Origin of the sequence: Bradyrhizobium sp. SPXBL-04 (assembly GCF_051853035.1) — a bacterium.
GTDB classification, from domain to species: Bacteria; Pseudomonadota; Alphaproteobacteria; order Rhizobiales; family Xanthobacteraceae; genus Bradyrhizobium; species Bradyrhizobium zhanjiangense.
The window spans coordinates 4,606,556-4,623,964 of sequence record NZ_CP182472.1 but is presented as its reverse complement, the minus strand read 5'-3'; the positions used below and the strand labels follow the sequence as shown (position 1 = coordinate 4,623,964).

The following is a 17,409-nucleotide window of genomic DNA, read 5'->3' as shown; positions in this document are numbered from 1 at the left end:
GCTTGACGCGGCAGGCGTAACCCATGGGTGTCTCCGAACCCTTCATCCGACGACCGATCGCAACCTCGCTGCTCGGCATCGCGCTGCTGATCGGCGGCGCGCTCGGCTATTTCGCGCTCCCTGTCTCGGCGCTGCCGCAGGTCGATTTCCCGACCGTGCAGGTGACGACGCAGCTTCCGGGTGCGAGCCCCGACGTGATCGCCTCGCTGATCACCGCACCGCTGGAGCGGCAGCTCGGACAGATCCCGTCGCTGTCGGCGATGAACTCGACGAGCTCGTTCGGCGTCAGCCAGATCTCGCTCCAGTTCGACCTCAACCGGGACATCGACGGCGCGACTCAGGACGTGCAGGCTGCGATCAACGCGGCGGCCGGCGTGCTGCCCAAGACGCTGCCTTATCCGCCGACTTACGCCAAGGTGAATCCGGCAGACGCGCCGGTGATGACGCTGGCGCTGCGCTCGGACACCATCTCGCTGCGCGTGATGAGCGACATTGCCGATACCATTCTGGCGCAACGCTTGAGCCAGATCTCCGGCGTCGGACGGGTCTCGGTGCTCGGCGGGCTGAAGCCGGCCGTGCGTATCCAGGCCGATCTGGCGCGGCTCGCCGCCTATGGCATCGCCATGGAGGACCTGCGCACCGCGATCGCCAATGCCAACGTCTCGGGGCCGAAAGGTTCGCTCGACGGCGCGCAGCAATCCTACATCATCGCCGCTAACGACCAGATCGCCGCGGCGGACGCCTACAAGCCTGTCATCATCGCCTACCGCAACGGCTCGCCCGTTACCATTGCCGACGTCGCGCAGATCGTCGACGGTCTCGAGAACGACCGCACCGGCGGCTGGTACCAGGGCACGCCGGCCGTCATCATCGACATCCAGCGCCAGCCCGGCGCCAACGTCATCGACGTCGTCAGCCAAATCCGCGCCGAGATCCCCAAGGTGCAGCGCGCGATTCCGGCCGGCGTGAACCTCACCATCGTCTCCGACCGCACCGTCACCATTCGTGCCTCGGTCCATGACGTCCAGTTCACGCTGATCTTGAGCGTCGTGCTGGTGACCCTGGTGGTGCTGTTGTTCCTGCGTTCGCTGCGCGCCACGCTGATCGCGGGCGTGGCACTGCCGCTGTCGCTGATCACGAGCTTTGGCATCATGTATTTTGCCGGCTTCAGCCTCGACAATCTGTCGCTGATGGCGCTCACGATCGGCACAGGCTTCGTCGTCGACGACGCCATCGTCATGATCGAGAACATCGTCCGCCACATGGAGAATGGCGAGAGTGCGATGGAAGCCTCGCTCAAGGGCGCGAGCGAAATCGGCTTCACCGTGATCTCGCTGACGGTGTCGCTGATCGCGGTTTTCATCCCGCTCTTGTTCATGTCGGGCCTCGTCGGGCGCATGTTCCGCGAATTCGCGTTGACGCTGACCATCGCGGTCGTGACCTCGGCGGTGGTTTCGCTGACGCTGACGCCGATGATGTGCTCGCGGCTGCTCAAGCACGCCCATGAGGAGCTGGCAGTGCCAGGCCTCGCTGCGATCAGCCGCTTCATCGACCGCACCGTCGAGTTCTATCACCGCACGCTTTTGTGGGTGCTGGAGCGTCAGCGCGCCACACTGCTCGTGACCTTCGCCACGCTGGTTGCGACCCTCGTCCTCTATGTCGTCGCGCCAAAAGGCTTCCTGCCGCTCCAGGACACCGCCTCGATCACGGCGGTGACGGAAGCCGGGCCCGATGTGTCGTTCGCGGAGATGCAGAAGCGGCAGGCCGAGGCCGCCGCCGCCATCAAGGCCGACCCCGACGTGGTCGGCGTGGTCTCAGTCATCGGCGCCGGCTCGGTCAACCCGACCACCAATGTCGGGCGCCTCGTCATGACCCTGAAACCTCGAGGCGAACGGCGTGACGATGTCGCGGCAGTCGTGATCCGCCTGAAGGACAGGGTATCAGGCATCCCCGGCATGACCGTCTATTTCCAGCCGGTGCAGGACGTGCAGATCTCGACCCAGTCGAGCCGCTCGCAATACCAGTACACGCTGACCGGCACCGATGCGACGCTGGTCTCGGAATGGGCCGGCAAGCTGGTGGCGGAGATGCGGCGCGACCCGCTGTTCCGCGACGTCTCCTCGGAGGCGCAGGAAGGCGGCCTGCGAGCACAGCTCGATGTCGACCGTACCCGCGCCGGTCAGCTCGGCGTGAGTCTGCAAGGAATTACCGACACGCTGAACGACGCCTTCGCGCAGCGGCAGATCTCGACCATCTACGGCCAGGCCAACCAGTACCGTGTCGTGCTGGAGGCGCTGCCGATGTACCAGCGCGATCCTTCGATCCTGTCGAAGCTCTATCTGCCGGGCGCCGCGAGCAGCACCGTCGGCGCGCCGAGCGCTCAGGTACCGCTGTCGGCCGTGGCGACGCTGAAGCGCACCACGGCGCCGCTCGCGATCTCGCACCAGGCGCAATTCCCCTCCGTGTCGCTCAGCTTCAACCTCGCGCCGGGCGCGGCGCTGGGCGATGCCGTCGAGGCGGTCAAGACGATCGAAACCCGGATCGGCATGCCCAACAGCATCGTCGGTGTCTATGCCGGCGATGCCGCCGAATTCGCCAAGGCGCTGGCCGGCCAGCCCTGGCTGCTGCTCGCCGCCGTCATCACCATCTACATCGTGCTGGGTGTGCTCTATGAGAGCTACATCCACCCGATCACGATCCTGTCGACGCTCCCCTCGGCCGGCGTCGGCGCGATCGTGGCGCTGGTGCTGTGCGGGCAGGATCTCTCGGTGATCGGCCTGATCGGCATCATCCTGCTGATGGGTATCGTCAAGAAAAACGCGATCATGATGATCGACTTCGCGCTCGAGGCCGAGCGCGGGCAGGGCATGTCGCCGAACGAGGCGATCGTGCAGGCCTGCCTATTGCGCTTCCGTCCGATCATGATGACGACGCTGGCGGCCCTGTTCGGCGCGCTGCCGCTCGCGATCGAGAGCGGTACCGGCGCCGAGCTGCGCTTCCCGCTTGGCATCTCCATCATCGGCGGCCTGCTGCTGAGCCAGCTGCTCACGCTCTACACCACGCCCGTGATCTACCTTGCACTCGACCGCATCAACCGCCGCCTCGAGCAGGCGCTGCCGCCGGCTGAATCCGGCGGCCCGCCGGTCGCGGGCGCGACCGAGGGGATGCAGTGATGGCATCGATCTCGGAGCCCTTCATCCGCCGCCCGGTTGCGACCACGCTGCTGTCGATCGGGTTGTTCCTGCTGGGTGTCGTCGCCTACGAGTTCCTTCCCGTCGCCTCCGTCCCGAACGTCGATTTTCCCGCCATCTTCGTCTCGGCCAGCCGGCCCGGCGCCGATCCGTCCGTGATGGCCGCGACGGTCGCCTCGCCGCTGGAGCGGCGGCTCGGGGAGATCGCCGGCATCAACCAGATCACGTCCACGAGTTCGCTCGGCACGACCAACATCCAGCTCCAGTTCGACATCGGCCGCAACATCGACAAGGCCGCCCGCGACGTGCAGGCAGCCATCAACGCCTCGCTCATCGATCTGCCGAGCGACCTGCCGACACTGCCACGCTTTCGCAAAGCCAACACGGCCGGCGCGCCCGTCTTCGTGCTTGCTTTGACCTCGAAGACGCTGTCGGCCAGCGCGATCTACGACGTCGCCGATACGGTCATCGCCCAGCGCATCTCGCAAGTGCCGGGGGTCGGCGACGTCACGGTCTCCGGCGCCGATCAGCCGGCCGTGCGAGTGCAGCTCAATCCAGTCGCGCTGTCGAATGCAGGCATCGCCACCGACGACGTCAGGACCGCGATCATCAACGCCAATCCGCTCGGTCCCGTTGGCATCTTCAACGGCGAGCGCCAGAGCGAGACGCTGGCGCTCAATCGGCAGATGCGCACGGCGAAGGAGTTCCGCGACATCGTCATCAAGAGCTCGAACGGCAATTTCGTGCGGCTCTCCGACGTCGCCGATATCGAGGATTCCGTCCGCAACGCCCGCTCGATCGCCTGGTTCAACAAGCAGCCGGCGGTGCTGATCCAGATCACCAAGCAGGGCGACGCCAACGTCATCGACACCGTCAACAGGGTCAAGGCGCTGATCCCCGCGCTGAAGCAGTGGATCCCGGCCGGCGTCGAGATCTCCACGCTGGTCGATCGCACCGGCACGATCCGCGCCAGTGTCCTAGACATGCAATGGACGTTGCTGGCGACCGCGTTCCTCGTCATGGTCGTGGTGTTCGTGTTCCTGCGGCGGCTGACGCCAACGATCGCGGCGGGCATCTCGGTGCCGCTGGCCTTGGCCGGCACCTGTGCCGGCATGTGGATTGCGGGGTTCTCGATCGACAATCTGTCGCTGATGGCGCTGGCGATCTCCGTCGGCTTCGTGGTCGACGACGCCATCGTCATGATCGAGAACATGTTCCGCAATCTCGAGCACGGCATGCGGCCGTTCCGGGCTGCGCAGGAGGGCGCGAAGCAGATCGGATTCACCGTGGTCTCGATCAGCCTTTCGCTGATCGCGGCGTTCACGCCGCTGATCTTCATGGACGGCATCGTCGGCCGGCTGCTCCGCGAATTCTCGCTGACGCTGACCTTCGCGATCCTGGTCTCGACGCTGGTGTCGCTCACGGTGACGCCGATGATCTGCGCCCATTACATCCGGCACACCACGTCCGGCACCGCGACCTTGTTCGATCGCCTGATCGAGGGCTCGCTGTCGCGCATCGTCGCCTTCTACACCCGCACCCTGCGCACCGCGCTGGAATTCCCGCTGCTGACGTTGCTGGTGTTCTGCGCCACCATCGCTCTCACCGTGACGCTCTACATCAAGGTCCCCAAGGGCTATTTCCCGACCGACGATTCCGGCTTCGTGATCGGTGCGACGCGCGCCTCGGCCGACATCTCGTTTCAGTCGATGCTCGGCCTACAGCAGCGGCTCGCTGACATCGTGATGCAGGATCCGGCCGTGGCCGGCATCGGCTCGACCGTCGGCAGCGGCGTGGGCCCCGGCGGCGCCACCTCGAACCGCGGCACCATGTTCATCAGCCTGAAGCCGCCGGAGGAGCGCGACCACGTCTCGACGCAGGTCGTCATCGACCGTCTCAGGCGCGCATTGTATCCCGTGCCCGGCATCCGCCTCTTCATGTTCGCCGCCCAGGACGTGCGCGCCGGCGGACGACAAAGCGATTCCGACTACCAGTACACGCTGACCAGCACAGATCTCGGCCTGCTGCAGAAATGGGCGCCGATCGTGGCCAAACGCATGGAGAGCGTCGAAGGCATCACCGACATTTCCAGCGATCGCGATCCCGGCGGGCTTCAGCTGACCTTATCGATCGACCGCCAGAAGGCCTCGGCGCTCGGCGTCAAGGTGCAGGACATCGACAATGCGCTGAACAATGCCTTCGCGCAGCGGCAGATCGGAATCATCTACACCCAGCGCAACCAGTACATGACCGTGCTGGAGATCGACCCGAAATTCCAGGTCGATCCCTCCAACCTCGAACGCATTTATGTCGCAGGCGCCAATGACGCGCAGGTACCGCTGTCGGCCGTCGTGCACGCGACGCGCGGGCTCGCGGCGCTCGCCGTCTATCACTCGCAGTCGTTCCCTTCGACCACGGTGTCGTTCAACCTCTTGCCCGACGTGCCGCTCCAGGCCGCGACGCAGAACATCCAGCGTGCGGTCGAGGAATTGCATATGCCCGAGGGCATCCGCGGCAGCTTTGACGGCAATGCCGGCGATTTCGCCAAGACCAGCGGCCGTCAGCCGCTCTTGATCCTCGGCGCGCTGGTCGCGATGTATATCGTGCTCGGCGTGCTCTATGAGAGCCTCGCCCATCCGCTCACGATCATCTCGACGCTGCCTTCGGCCGGTCTCGGCGCGCTGCTTGCGCTTCAATTGACCAACACGCCGCTGACGGTGATCGCCTTCGTCGGCATCATCCTGCTGATCGGCATCGTCAAGAAGAACGGCATCATGATGGTGGACTTTGCGCTCGATGCCGAGCGCCAGCGCGGGCTGTCCTCGGCGGAGGCGATCTTCGAGGCCTGCCAGGCGCGATTCCGCCCGATCCTGATGACGACGATGGCAGCGCTGTTCGCCGGCATTCCGCTGGTGGTCGCGACCGGCCCTGGCACGGAACTGCGCCGACCGCTCGGCATCACCATCATCGGCGGTCTGTTCGTCTCGCAGATCCTGACGCTCTACACGACGCCGGTCATCTACCTCCTGATCGACCGTCTGCGGCGGCGAACCGCGCCGCGCCCGCTGGCCGCGCCGGCGGAATAGGTTGTTGAGGCGCCGCATCGAGCGTATAGCGGCGCCATGTCCAACGCGCCCGATACCGCCGCCGCGCCGGCCGAGCCCATCCCCGAATGCCCGCACTGCCAGAAGCCGATGCCGTTGTGCATCTGCGACAGCGTTACGCCCATTGAAAATCGGCTCTCGCTGCTGATCCTGCAGCACCCGCAGGAGCAGGACCGGGCGCTCGGCACCGCGCGGCTGCTGGCCAGGCATTTCGCCGATGCCACGGTGCGGGTCGGCCTGTCCTGGCCGAGCCTGTCCAAGGCGCTGGGGCGGCCGGTCGAGAATGCCGCGCGCTGGGCCGTGCTCTATCTCGGCTCGGCCCGCGCGGCCGATCTCGAGGCCGAGGGCGAGATCGTGGCGCTGACCCGCAAGGGCGAGGTCGCGGAGAACCAGCGCGCGATCCTCGGCAAGCTCGAAGGCGTCGTTCTGCTCGACGGCACCTGGAGCCAGGCCAAGGCGCTGTGGTGGCGCAATCCCTGGATGCTGAAGTGTCAGCGCGTGATCCTGAACCCGGCGCACCCCTCGCGCTACGGGCGCCTGCGCAAGGAGCCACGCCGCGACGGCCTCTCGACCATCGAGGCGGCGGCGACGATCCTCGCGGGCCTCGAGCGGCGTCCTGATATCGCCGACACCCTGCACGCCAGTTTTGAGCGACTGTTGACGCGTTACCGTGAGGTCCAGGCCGAGATGCCGGAATTGGCGCCCAGACCTGCCCCGAAGCGCGGCCGCCGCGACTTCCGACGTCGCAAACGAGCCTGACAGGCTCGGCAAAAGCATAGCGCTCGAGGTTTCCGTCAAGGCGTTGGAAGTCGCCTGGAAAGTGGGACGAAGGCGGTTGCCTAAACCCTTCATCCCCTATATTGCTCCGGCCTTACGGGGCCACGTGGCGGAGTGGTTACGCAACGGTCTGCAAAACCGTGTACACCAGTTCAATTCTGGTCGTGGCCTCCATCAAGCCTCTGATTCTTCAACATAAACTCACTTCGGCGCAGGTTCCGCGAGCTTTCGCGCGGCTTGCTACCGGGTTTGCCCGGGGGCCGGGTGGAAACTCGCGATTCAGGCCCGTTGGCATAGAATTCGCATCGGTTGGGCGGGATATCTGATCAACCGAGCGTTGGAGAAGCCGTGGGCGACATTGTCCGATTTGTCTCGAAATCCGAGCTGGAGCGGGCTCGCCTCATTCGCGAGGCGCGCGCGATCTATGACAGCATCTTTCCGCCGGCCGCAGCCGACCGGGCGCCGCAGGACGGCGAGGAGCGCGTCAAGACTTGATTCGTCGCTGCGTCGGGTTGTCGGCGCGTGCCTATAGCAAAACGCCCGCGAGGCGGGCGCTTCCTTCTCAGCGAAGGTGGCTCAGCAGGCTGCGTACCAGCCGTCCGGAAAGGGCAGGAGGGGCCAGGCGCCCTCATTGTCATTGGCGGCTTTGGGCGTTGCGGCGTACGACCACGAGCGGGGCACGAATTCCTCCTCCGGCGCGGGCGCAAAATCTTCGTCAATCATGACGTCCCGGACGGCATCCAGCAGCAAGTTGAATTCGGCTTCGCTCATCACACCCTCCGGAACGCGGATGGCGCAATGTCGCAAAGCCGGTTTGTTTCCCGATTGACCCGATCGTTCGCATTTTAACGATCCGGCAATCTGGGCCCGATTGGTTAGCGATTCCTGAAGCTCTTTGGGAACTCTAGGTTCCTCCGCTTGCGAGCACTGTGAATAAAATCACATCCCCGCAGGTTTATTTCTCGCACCGTCTGTTGCGACACCGGTCAACGCAGCCGGGCGGGCAGGGCAGAACGGGAGAGCAGTCATGAAGGCGAGGTTCTTGCGGTTTGCAGGTGTGAAGAACCGGGCGCGCCACGCCTCGACGGCCGGGCTGTTTCTGACGCTGTTTGCCTCCGCCGCCCATGCGCAGGGAACGCCAGAGCAGCGCCGAGCCTGCACGCCCGACGTCTATCGCCTCTGCGCCGGCGAAATCCCCAACGTCCGTGCCATCACAGCGTGCCTGCGGCGCAACCGGGCCAGCCTGAGCGAAGCCTGTCGCAGCGTGTTCGATCAGGCTGGCGGGTAGACTCTGTGGATTTGTGCGCAGCAAGTGGCTTGCGCGCCACGCAAATCCACCGATCCGTGTCTGTGAATATGCTGCGGACAAGCTGTTGAGTGATGGTGCGCGCTCGACGGACGCGACGCCAAGTCTGGCGCTCGCAATTCCGTGACGCGATGCCGTGACAAGGCAAAAATTTACGCAAGTTCTGATCTGTCGCATTGCCGCGCCACCTCATCCCAGTCAGAGGCAAAACCGCGCGGAGGCGCGGCTGTGTCTGCGATTGGAAAAGCTACATGGGTGCTCATTCTCCGTCACTGCGAGCGAAAGCGAAGCAATCCAGAATCCCTCCGCGGAAAGATTCTGGATTGCTTCGTCGCAAGAGCTCCTCGCAATGACGTGGAGAGAGCGGTGTGCCTGAACCTCGATCTCGTGCCCCGGACGCTGCGCAGCACGAAGTGATGCGCAGCCGAGCCGGGGCCCACGCGTCATCGAGCGGCGATCGTCGCCTGGATCCCGGCTCTGCGCCGCAACGCCTTTGGCGTTGCTGCTTGTCCTGAACACGTGAGTGGCGGGGTCGGTTACGGGATGCCGAACGCTCCCCGCATTTCGGCCCAAATCGCAACCCTTGCGTGCATCAAGTCTTGATCGGTTGTGATCTGGAGGTAATCGCCCGGCTTGAACGCGGGCCCGGACCTCGGCGACTAACCGATAGAGTGCCTAGGGATCAGCTGACCGTGATCGCGACTCCGCTTCCTAAAGCACCAAAATGGTGCTTTAGTGCTTTCCATGAGCCCGTCACCCCGAAACGCTCCATCTGCGCTGCGTTACAGGCTTGCCCCCGATCCGGCTGCCAGGGCCGCGCTGGAGGCGACGTTCCAGGCTTATGACCGCATGATGGAGATTCTCGACGAGGTCGCGCGGAGCCATAACATCGGTTCCAACGTGGTCCTGCTCCATGCCCATGCCTATGAGCCGATCCGCAAGCAGACCGCGCTGCCCTCACGCCTGGTGACGCTGGGCCTGCGCGACCGTGCCGACTATCGCGCGGCGCAAGGCCGTCGCCTGCCGCTCGACGACAAGCTCGCCAAGATCAAGGGCCCCGCCACCATTTCCATTGCAACCGTGCAAGGCCGCTTCAGCGTGCCCTTCGACTATGCCGGCTATGCGGAGGGCTGGGGGCAGAGCGTGCCCGCGCACTTGATCCGCACCGACGACGGTTTCGAAGTTCACTACGGCGTCACGCCGAACATTCTGCCAGAGGAGGAGAACGCTATGGATACCATCGCTGCCGCCCCCGACAATTTCCTGTCCCGGGTCGGGCGTCTGATCGCGGGGATCGCCTATGACGCGATCGAGCAGGCGGAAGGCAAGAACAAGCTCAAAGTGGTTGGCCAAGCCATCCGCGAGATCGAGCGCGCCGAGAGCGAGGCGCGCGATGCGCTCGCGGCCGCGCGCGCCGAGGAATACCGCCTCAACGCGCGCCGCACCGAGATCGAGCGCGAGATGGCCGAGCTCGCTCCCAAGATCGAAGGGGCGATCACGGACGGGCGCGACGATCTCGCGCGCGCCGGCATCGCGCGGCAGATGGATCTGGAGGCGCAGTTCGAGGTGCTCTCGCGCGCCATCGACGAGAACAACGAGAAGATCGAGCAATGCGTGACGTCGCTGCGCGCCGTGCTGTCGGCGCTCCAGGACGCCGAGCAGCGCCGCGCCGATCTCGAAAAGAGCGAGGCCGTCGCAGGCCAGCAGGCGTCGACATCACCCCGCAAGCCGGGCGGCGGTTCTGCAGCCGCGAAGGCGCTGCGCGCGGGCAGGGCGGTGGCACGGGTCACCGGCGTGCCGCCGGGCATCCCGTATTCGAGCGACATCGACGAGCTCAGCACGTTGCATCGCGACAAGGAAATTGCAGCGAGGCTGGCCCGGTTGAAGTCGCGTTCCTGAGTGCCGTGTCATGAGCGCTCTGCTCGAACACGTCATGTCGCCGGAGGTCAGGCCGTTCGCGATCGCGGCGGCCATGATCGTCATCGTCGGCTCGATCGAGGTGGTCTCGATGCTGATCGGGGCTTCGCTCAGCGAAATGCTCGGCACCAACATCGATTTCGGCCACCCCAGCGACAATGGCGTGATCAACGCGATCTCATGGATCAATGTCGGTGGCGTGCCGTTGCTGATCTTCCTGCTGCTGTTGCTCGGCGCCTTCTCCATCACGGGCTTCCTGATCCAGGACGTCGCGCGGATGGTGGCCGGTCCGTTGCCGGCGACGCTCGCCTCGATCGGGGCGGTCGCCGTATCGGTTCCGCTGGTCCGCGGCGCAAGCCGTGCGATCGCGCGGGTCATTCCCAAGGACGAGAGCTACGCCGTCGGCCTCGGCGATCTGGTCGGCCGGGTCGGTGAGGTCGTCGTCGGTCCGCTCGACCAGGGGCCGCCTGGCCGCGTCAGCGTCGCCGATGTCCACGGCAACCGTCACTTCGTCTGGGCCGTCGCAGCACCTTCATCATCGCCGCTGCCGCAGGGAACCATGGTCCTTCTGGTCGACCGCGATGGCACCCGCTTCGTGGCGGTCAAGGCCGACGATGAACTCAAACCCTCCAAGCCCACTCTAAGCAGCTAGCACGTCATTATCGGAGAAAGTCATGTTCGACATTGCAGTCCCGGCCATGATCGGCGTCGCGCTGATCGTCGTCCTGGGGATCGTCTTCACCATTCTCTACAAGCGCGCCACCCGCGACGAGGCCTTCGTGCGCACCGGCCTCGGCGGCAAGAAGGTCGTGCTCGACGGCGGCGCCATGATCCTGCCGATCTTCCACTCCTATGCCAGCGTCAATCTGAAGACATTGCGGCTCACCGTCGAGCGCAAGGAGCGGGAATCCCTCATCACCAAGGACCGTCTGCGCGTCGACATCGTCGCCGAGTTCTACGTACGCGTCCGACCCGACGAGGAGAGCATCGCGCTCGCAAGCCAGACGCTGGGCGCGCTGACCAACGATGCCGAGGCGCTGCGCAACCAAGTCGAGGCGAAATTCGTCGACGGCCTGCGCTCGGTGGCCGCGACCATGACCATCCTGGAGCTCCAGGAGAAGCGCTCGGACTTCGTCAAGCACGTGCAGTCCACCGTGGAGTCCGACGTGAAATCGAACGGCCTCGAGCTTGAGTCCGTGTCGCTGACCAAGCTGGACCAGACCGACGTCAAGTTCTTCAATCCGGAAAACTTCTTCGACGCCGAAGGCCTGACCCAACTCAAGACCATTACCGAGACCCGCCGCCGTGACCGCAATGCCATCGTCCGCGACAACGAGGTGGCGATCGCGCAGAAGGATCTCGAAGCACGACAGCAGACCCTGACCATCGAACGCACCAAGAAGGAGGCCGAACTCTCGCAGGAGCGTGACATCGCCAACAAGACCGCGAGCACCCGCGCCGAGGTCGCGACCGCGACACAGACCGCGCGGCTGACCGAGGAGAACGCGCGCATCGACACCGACAGGGCTGTCGCGGAAAAGGAGGCGGGCGCCAAGCAGGTCAAGGAAACCGCGGTGATCGAGTCGGATCTGGCGATCAACAAGCGCAGGACCGACGCGCAGCGCGAAATCCAGATCGCGACCCAGGAGAACGAGATCCAGATCGCCGCCAAGAGCAAGCAGACCTCGGAGGCCGTCGCCGAAGCCAAGACCGCCGAAGCGCTCGCCGTCTCCGCTGAGGAAAAGGTCGTGACCGCGCGCGCCGTCGAGGTCGCCGATCGTGCCCGCCTGACCCAAGTGCTTGCCGCGCGTACCGAGGCCGAGCGCAAATCGACCGAGGTGATCGTGGCGGCTGAAGCGGACAAGAAGGCGGCGCTCGACCGGGCCGAGGCCATCACCACGCTGGCCACCGCCGAAGCCGAGTCCAACAAGATCAAGGCGGTCGGTGTCCGCAACATCGGTGAGGCCGAGGCCGCCGTCATCACCATGAAGAACGAGGCGCAGAACAAGCTCGGCACCAACGTGATCGATTTCGAGATCGCCAAGAAACGGATCGAGACCATGCCGGAAGCGCTCGCCGAGATGGTGAAGCCGATCGCCAACCTCAAGGACGTCCGCATCCTGCATACTGGCGCCGCCTTCGGCGGCAATGGTAACGGCGCCGGCGGCAATGTCGGCTTCGGCGAAGGGCTCGCCGGCGAGCTGCTCAAGGTGCATGCGCTGCGTCCGATGATCGACGAGATCTTACGTCAGAGCGGCTTTGCGCCGGGCGAAGATCCCGTGAAGGCGCTGGTCGGCGCCGTGACGGGGAAGGGAAACGGCGCTGCGGTGCCGGCGGTTGCGCCCGCACCGGAGAAAACAAACTCTGCCGATCTATGAATGCCCGTTCATTGCTGCGGAGAATTCGAAACGATAAGAACAGGCCGTGCGTGTCTCGCGTCGCGCATGTCTTCCGGAGTGCTGGTCGATGGGTGTCTTGAACCCGTCGATTGCGCTCCGGACGGATCTTTCGAGGCAACGTCATTTGTTGCCGCGGCGCCTGCGCCGATCGACGCCAGGCGCCGAGGCCTGTTTCGATCGGGCGTTTTTCATGAAGTATTTTCTGTCTGGACTGGTCGCAATCGGGCTTGCGATCGCCGCCGCGCCGTCGTTCGCGGCTGACGCCCGCAACCTCACCGTCGTCAACGAGACCGGCTATGCCATCAAATTCCTCGGCTTCAATGCGCCTGACGACGGCCTGGACGAATGGGACAACGAGCTCGATAAGGTTTTGCAAAACCAGGCCAGCACCTATGTCGAGTTCGACGAGGACGACGAGGGATGTGTCTGGAACATCCGCGTCGACTGGCAGAACTATGACGAGGCGGTGCTGTGGAAGAACGTCAACCTCTGCAGGATCACCGCGCTGCGGCTGCGCTACGACTCCGGCACCAAGACCACGTCGTTCCTGGCCGAGTAGCTTGACCTGACATGGCTGGAGGAGGGGCCGCTTCCTGACACTTCCTCAGCCGCCTTGCGGAAGATGACGAATTCGTCTTTGCAAGCGCAACCGGCTTTGTTATACGCAGCCGCGCGCGAACGACTGGTTCGCCTTTTCCTCGGTAGCTCAGCGGTAGAGCATCCGACTGTTAATCGGATGGTCGCTGGTTCGAATCCAGCCCGGGGAGCCAACTTTCACTTATATTTCAATACGTTGAGGCTGCATCCTGATGTGGCGCGCGATCCCGTTCGCGCGATCTGCGAGCACCATCAGGTGCCCAATCCCGCGGAATCGGTTCAAGTAGACGTGTCCGGCAGCGCCGTCGCGCCATGAGGACGGCGCCAAATCGACTCAATTCAAATCGAGCCTGGCCAGTGCCGGATCCTTACGGAGCTGATTCCCATGCCAGACATCCAGGTCGACCGTACTCATATGGCCCCCTCGATTCTGCCGGCCGACGTTCCCGAGCTCAGCGACGATGAATGCCTCGCTTGCCTTGCACGTGCGGTGGAGGCGCCCGACTCGGCGCGACTGGACGAGGTCGCCGCTCTGATCGGCCGCCTCGCGGTGGCGATCGAATGATCCGCTCCGCAGCCCTGATGCGGTGAGCTGCGCAAGCCACAGGGCTCATCGCAGCCAACGGCATGTTGCGTTTTGGCCGGGCATGTTCCAAAGATGCCACCAACTCATCTCCGCGGCATCGTCCGCATTTCAGGGTCCGCAAATGTCCGGTTTCTCGACCGCGCGCCAAAAAATGGTCGATGGCCAGGTGCGCACCAATGACGTCACCGACCGTCGTATTCTCGATGCCATGCTCACGGTTCCGCGTGAGGCCTTCGTGCCGGCCAGCCGGCAGGCATTGGCTTATCTCGACCTCGATCTCGACGTGAGCGAGGGCGGCGCCAAGCGGTTCCTGATCAAGCCGCAGCTGACCGGCAAGCTGCTGCAGGCTGCCGAAATCGGCGAAGGCGACAATGTGCTGGTCGTTGGCTGCGCCACGGGCTATCTCGCCGCGCTGGCCGCCAAGCTCGCGGGCCAGGTCACCGCGACCGAATGTGATTCGGCTCTGGCCGCGAAGGCCAAGGACGCCTTCGCCGCTCTGGGGCTCGCCAATGCCACCTGCAAGGTCGCTTCCTGCAGCGAGGGTGATCCCTCCACCGCTCCTTATGACGTGATCATCCTCAACGGCGCTGCCGAAGCAACGCCGGAGGGGTTGCTCGGGCAGCTCAAGGAAGGCGGGCGCCTTGTGGGGGTGTCGGCCGAATCCAAGCCGCCGCGGGCCGTGATCGTGACCCATAGCCACGGTGAATTCGGCCATCGGGCGCTGTTCGATGCCGCCGCCCCAGTCCTTCCCGGGCTGGAACGGGCCGCAGCATTCGTGTTCTGAGGTCCTACAGCCTAAAAATCCCGTTCTGAATCAGAAGTGTGGCCGGGATGCTGCACGTGAAGAGTTTCCACCGTGAACTACCTTGAGGTGGTTCCGTCGCGACAATCCCCGTCCTATGTTGCGGCGGGGCAACGACTCCACTCGGTAGACGGTAACCCAGCTCGCGGGCACGAGCCGGGCGTTAGAATGAACGGAATTTCAGGGATGCATGGGGTGAAGCTCTTCACCGGAGCTGCGGTTTCGGTCCTGCTGCTGTCGCTAGCCGGGCCGATGCCTGCCTTGGCGGATACGATCGAGTCCGCGCTGGTGCGCGCCTATCAGAACAATCCGCAACTCAACGCACAGCGCGCCCAGGTGCGCTCGACCGACGAGAACGTGCCTCAAGCCTTGTCTGGCTATCGCCCCAAGGTCTCGCTGACGGCGAACGGTGGCTATCAATATCAGGATTTGCAGAGTGGCGTGGGGAGTAACTCAATCCATGGAACCACCGTACCTCGCAGCGCTGGAATAACCGCTTCGCAGACGCTCTACAATGGCAACCAGACCGCCAACAGAACGCGGGCGGCGGAGAGTCAGGTGTCCGGTGCCCGCGAAGCGCTGCGCAGCCTCGATCAGAGCGTGTTGCTGCAGGGTGCAACGACCTACATGGACTATCTGCGCGACGCCGCGACGCTCGAAGTCCAGCGCAGCAACGTGCGCGTGCTCGAGCAGACGCTGAAGCAGACCCGTGATCGTTTCAACGTCGGCGAAGTGACGCGCACCGACGTTGCGCAATCGGAAGCGCAACTGGCTGCCGGCAAGACGCAGGCGCTCACTGCCGAAGCGAATCTCACCACGACGCGGGCGAACTTCCGCCGCATCATCGGCAACGAGCCGACGAACCTCGCACCGGGCTCGCCGGTCGACCGGTTCCTGCCGTCAACGCTCGCTTCGGCCGTCGAGCTCAGCCTGGTCGAGCATCCCAACGTCACGGCCGCAATGTACGGCATCGACGTCAATTTCTTGCAGGTCAAAGTCGCCGAAGGTGCGTTGCTGCCGACGGTTACGATCCAGGCATCGGCCACGCAGTCCAACGAACAGTCCTTGATTCAGTTGCGCTCGTTCAACGCATCCGCGATCGCGCAGGTCTCGGTGCCGATTTATCAGGGCGGTGGTGAATATTCGCTGATCCGCCAATCCAAGGAAAACTTGGCGCAGCAGCGTCTGAACCTCGAAACCACGCGCGACCAGACTCGAGCGACCGTCGTGCAGTGGTGGGGTTCGTTGCAGGCCGGCAAGGCGCAGGTGCAATCCGCACAGGCGCAGGTCGCCGCCTCCGAGATCGCGCTGAACGGCGTGCGCGAGGAAGCCAAGGCCGGTCAGCGCACCACCCTCGACGTCCTCAACGCGCAACAGGCCCTGGTCAATGCGCGCGTTGCGCTGGTGACCGCGCAGCACGATCGCGTGGTTGCGTCCTATAACGTCCTCGCGGCCGTTGGCCGCCTGTCGCCGCAGGTGCTCGGTCTTGCGACCACCGTCTATGATCCGAGTGTCCACTACCATCAGGTCCGCGACAGCTGGGCCGGCGTGCGCACGCCCGACGGACGCTGATTTCCGTAAGTGTCCGGTCGGCCTCGCCAATAGCCGAGGCCGACCGGCGCTTTGCTTGCAATCATCAAAATCCCTGACATAGCCTTGCCAAGAAGATGCGGGTCGATTCGCCCGTATCGATGCCGTGTGCGTAAAGCTTGAGTGCCGCGGGCAGGGGCGCACCGCCGCACGTTGAGCCGTGATCTGGGGACAAGTCGGGCTGCCACGACGAAAATGTCGGGCCGCCTGTCCGGAACCGGCCAATCCTGTCGTGCTTGGTGTAAAAACAACGCATGCGAGGGCGTTGATGATGTGGAGTCGGAGATGACGCAGCCTGCAAAGGTCACAGAACCCTCGATGGAGGAGATTCTGGCCTCGATCCGGCGCATCATTGCCGACGATGAGGCCAAGCCGCCGCCGACAGAGGCCGCCAAACCCGAGAAGGCAGCGGCGCCCGCCGCGCCGCCAAAGCCGCAGGCGATGAACGACATTCCGCCATCCAAGGTCGCTCCGCCCAAACCCGCCGCCGAAAAGCCCGCACCGCCGCCGGCTGCAAAGCCGGCGCAGCCGGCGCCCGCACCTGCGGCTGACGCGTCCAACAGCCAGGACGACATCGACGCGCTGCTGGCCGGGCTCGACGCGGCCACGCCTGCGCCGGAGGTCCGCGCTCCCGAACCCGAGCCGGAGCCCGACGTGCTCGAATTGACCGACGAGATGGCGATGGACCCGACACCGCCTCCGCCGCCACCCAGCTTCCACAAGGTCGAGCCGCGCGACGATCTCGAATTCGCCGAATCGCCGCCGCCGCGCACCGCGCCGCCGCCGTCTTACGCGCCGGTGGACTTCGATGCACCGCCGGTGCCGCCGCAGCAGCCGATCCTCGCGCAATCCACGGTCTCCGCGGTCGAATCCGCCTTCAACTCGCTGGCCCACACGGTTCTGAGCAGCAATGCGCGGACGCTGGAGGATCTGGTCAAGGAGATGCTGCTTCCGATGCTGAAGTCCTGGCTCGATGACAACCTGCCGGGCCTGGTTGAACGCATTGTGAAGGCCGAAATCGAGCGGGTCTCGCGCGGCGGCCGCTGAGACCGGCCGTGCGGCCCCGATAAAGCCCTGCTCCTGCGTCATATTCGGCCTGCGGCCCGGGCCGAAAACGCTCGCCGTTGAGCTTCCCGTTGA

At 64.8% G+C, this 17,409-nt stretch carries 14 protein-coding genes and 2 tRNA genes; 15 read left to right on the top strand and 1 reads right to left on the bottom strand.

All coding sequences use genetic code 11. The features are described from left to right. Nucleotides 1–23: 23 nt before the first annotated feature. From ACNJX8_RS21860 to ACNJX8_RS21840, 5 genes are all read left to right on the top strand, one after another. On the top strand, nucleotides 24–3,173 hold the full coding sequence (locus ACNJX8_RS21860; protein WP_439356718.1) for an efflux RND transporter permease subunit: 3,150 nt from the start codon (nucleotides 24–26) through the stop codon (nucleotides 3,171–3,173). Next, nucleotides 3,173–6,277: an efflux RND transporter permease subunit gene (locus ACNJX8_RS21855; RefSeq protein ID WP_439356717.1), complete on the top strand. Its 3,105-nt coding sequence runs from the start codon at nucleotides 3,173–3,175 to the stop codon at nucleotides 6,275–6,277. Before ACNJX8_RS21860 ends, ACNJX8_RS21855 begins: the two co-directional genes overlap by 1 nt. A 36-nt stretch (nucleotides 6,278–6,313) precedes the next feature. Next, nucleotides 6,314–7,054 (top strand): tRNA-uridine aminocarboxypropyltransferase, encoded by a 741-nt coding sequence (locus ACNJX8_RS21850; protein WP_439356716.1) that lies wholly within the window; start codon nucleotides 6,314–6,316, stop codon nucleotides 7,052–7,054. 118 nt (nucleotides 7,055–7,172) lie between these two features. Further along, nucleotides 7,173–7,246: transfer RNA gene (locus ACNJX8_RS21845), tRNA-Cys, on the top strand. Nucleotides 7,247–7,420: 174 nt separating this feature from the next. Continuing rightward, a complete protein-coding gene (locus ACNJX8_RS21840) occupies nucleotides 7,421–7,567 on the top strand; it encodes a hypothetical protein (protein ID WP_439356715.1) in 147 nt (48 codons plus the stop codon). 81 nt (nucleotides 7,568–7,648) lie between these two features. Here the strand turns inward: ACNJX8_RS21840 and ACNJX8_RS21835 are convergent, their stop codons facing one another. After that, nucleotides 7,649–7,843 (bottom strand): hypothetical protein, encoded by a 195-nt coding sequence (locus ACNJX8_RS21835; protein WP_128955982.1) that lies wholly within the window; start codon nucleotides 7,841–7,843, stop codon nucleotides 7,649–7,651. A gap of 256 nt (nucleotides 7,844–8,099) precedes the next feature. On the opposite strand from ACNJX8_RS21835, the gene ACNJX8_RS21830 reads away from it, so the two are divergent. The 10 genes from ACNJX8_RS21830 to ACNJX8_RS21785 all read left to right on the top strand — a co-directional run bounded on the left by ACNJX8_RS21830 (nucleotide 8,100) and on the right by ACNJX8_RS21785 (nucleotide 17,316). Continuing rightward, entirely contained in the window at nucleotides 8,100–8,360 is a 261-nt protein-coding gene (locus tag ACNJX8_RS21830) for a hypothetical protein (protein WP_439356714.1), read from the top strand. Nucleotides 8,361–9,113: 753 nt separating this feature from the next. Then, nucleotides 9,114–10,277 (top strand): PspA/IM30 family protein, encoded by a 1,164-nt coding sequence (locus tag ACNJX8_RS21825; RefSeq protein ID WP_439356713.1) that lies wholly within the window; start codon nucleotides 9,114–9,116, stop codon nucleotides 10,275–10,277. Nucleotides 10,278–10,287: 10 nt separating this feature from the next. Continuing rightward, nucleotides 10,288–10,947 (top strand): OB-fold-containig protein, encoded by a 660-nt coding sequence (locus ACNJX8_RS21820; protein WP_439356712.1) that lies wholly within the window; start codon nucleotides 10,288–10,290, stop codon nucleotides 10,945–10,947. 22 nt (nucleotides 10,948–10,969) lie between these two features. Further along, nucleotides 10,970–12,673, top strand: coding sequence for a flotillin family protein (locus tag ACNJX8_RS21815; protein ID WP_128944212.1), 1,704 nt, complete (start codon nucleotides 10,970–10,972; stop codon nucleotides 12,671–12,673). 211 nt (nucleotides 12,674–12,884) lie between these two features. Then, entirely contained in the window at nucleotides 12,885–13,253 is a 369-nt protein-coding gene (locus ACNJX8_RS21810; protein WP_439356711.1) for a hypothetical protein, read from the top strand. Nucleotides 13,254–13,389: 136 nt separating this feature from the next. After that, nucleotides 13,390–13,464: transfer RNA gene (locus ACNJX8_RS21805), tRNA-Asn, on the top strand. A 212-nt stretch (nucleotides 13,465–13,676) separates the two neighbouring features. After that, nucleotides 13,677–13,856: a hypothetical protein gene (locus ACNJX8_RS21800; RefSeq protein ID WP_128933926.1), complete on the top strand. Its 180-nt coding sequence runs from the start codon at nucleotides 13,677–13,679 to the stop codon at nucleotides 13,854–13,856. Between the two features lie 142 nt (nucleotides 13,857–13,998). Then, the gene (locus ACNJX8_RS21795) at nucleotides 13,999–14,661 is read left to right on the top strand and encodes a protein-L-isoaspartate O-methyltransferase family protein (protein WP_164935016.1); all 663 of its coding nucleotides are present in this window, start codon (nucleotides 13,999–14,001) and stop codon (nucleotides 14,659–14,661) included. 204 nt (nucleotides 14,662–14,865) lie between these two features. Next, nucleotides 14,866–16,251, top strand: a complete 1,386-nt coding sequence (locus ACNJX8_RS21790; protein WP_091894806.1) for a TolC family outer membrane protein — start codon at nucleotides 14,866–14,868, stop codon at nucleotides 16,249–16,251. A 303-nt stretch (nucleotides 16,252–16,554) separates the two neighbouring features. Then, a complete protein-coding gene (locus tag ACNJX8_RS21785) occupies nucleotides 16,555–17,316 on the top strand; it encodes a PopZ family protein (protein WP_439356710.1) in 762 nt (253 codons plus the stop codon). Nucleotides 17,317–17,409: the final 93 nt, after the last annotated feature.

What these genes read in the sequence shown, in the direction of transcription:
- ACNJX8_RS21810 (WP_439356711.1), top strand. Translation starts at nt 12,885, where the DNA reads ATGAAGTATTTTCTGTCTGGACTGGTCGCAATCGGGCTTGCGATCGCC.
- ACNJX8_RS21835 (WP_128955982.1), bottom strand. Translation starts at nt 7,843, where the DNA reads ATGAGCGAAGCCGAATTCAACTTGCTGCTGGATGCCGTCCGGGACGTC.
- ACNJX8_RS21860 (WP_439356718.1), top strand. Translation starts at nt 24, where the DNA reads ATGGGTGTCTCCGAACCCTTCATCCGACGACCGATCGCAACCTCGCTG.
- ACNJX8_RS21785 (WP_439356710.1), top strand. Translation starts at nt 16,555, where the DNA reads ATGACGCAGCCTGCAAAGGTCACAGAACCCTCGATGGAGGAGATTCTG.
- ACNJX8_RS21855 (WP_439356717.1), top strand. Translation starts at nt 3,173, where the DNA reads ATGGCATCGATCTCGGAGCCCTTCATCCGCCGCCCGGTTGCGACCACG.
- ACNJX8_RS21800 (WP_128933926.1), top strand. Translation starts at nt 13,677, where the DNA reads ATGCCAGACATCCAGGTCGACCGTACTCATATGGCCCCCTCGATTCTG.
- ACNJX8_RS21820 (WP_439356712.1), top strand. Translation starts at nt 10,288, where the DNA reads ATGAGCGCTCTGCTCGAACACGTCATGTCGCCGGAGGTCAGGCCGTTC.
- ACNJX8_RS21850 (WP_439356716.1), top strand. Translation starts at nt 6,314, where the DNA reads ATGTCCAACGCGCCCGATACCGCCGCCGCGCCGGCCGAGCCCATCCCC.
- ACNJX8_RS21830 (WP_439356714.1), top strand. Translation starts at nt 8,100, where the DNA reads ATGAAGGCGAGGTTCTTGCGGTTTGCAGGTGTGAAGAACCGGGCGCGC.
- ACNJX8_RS21795 (WP_164935016.1), top strand. Translation starts at nt 13,999, where the DNA reads ATGTCCGGTTTCTCGACCGCGCGCCAAAAAATGGTCGATGGCCAGGTG.
- ACNJX8_RS21790 (WP_091894806.1), top strand. Translation starts at nt 14,866, where the DNA reads ATGCATGGGGTGAAGCTCTTCACCGGAGCTGCGGTTTCGGTCCTGCTG.
- ACNJX8_RS21815 (WP_128944212.1), top strand. Translation starts at nt 10,970, where the DNA reads ATGTTCGACATTGCAGTCCCGGCCATGATCGGCGTCGCGCTGATCGTC.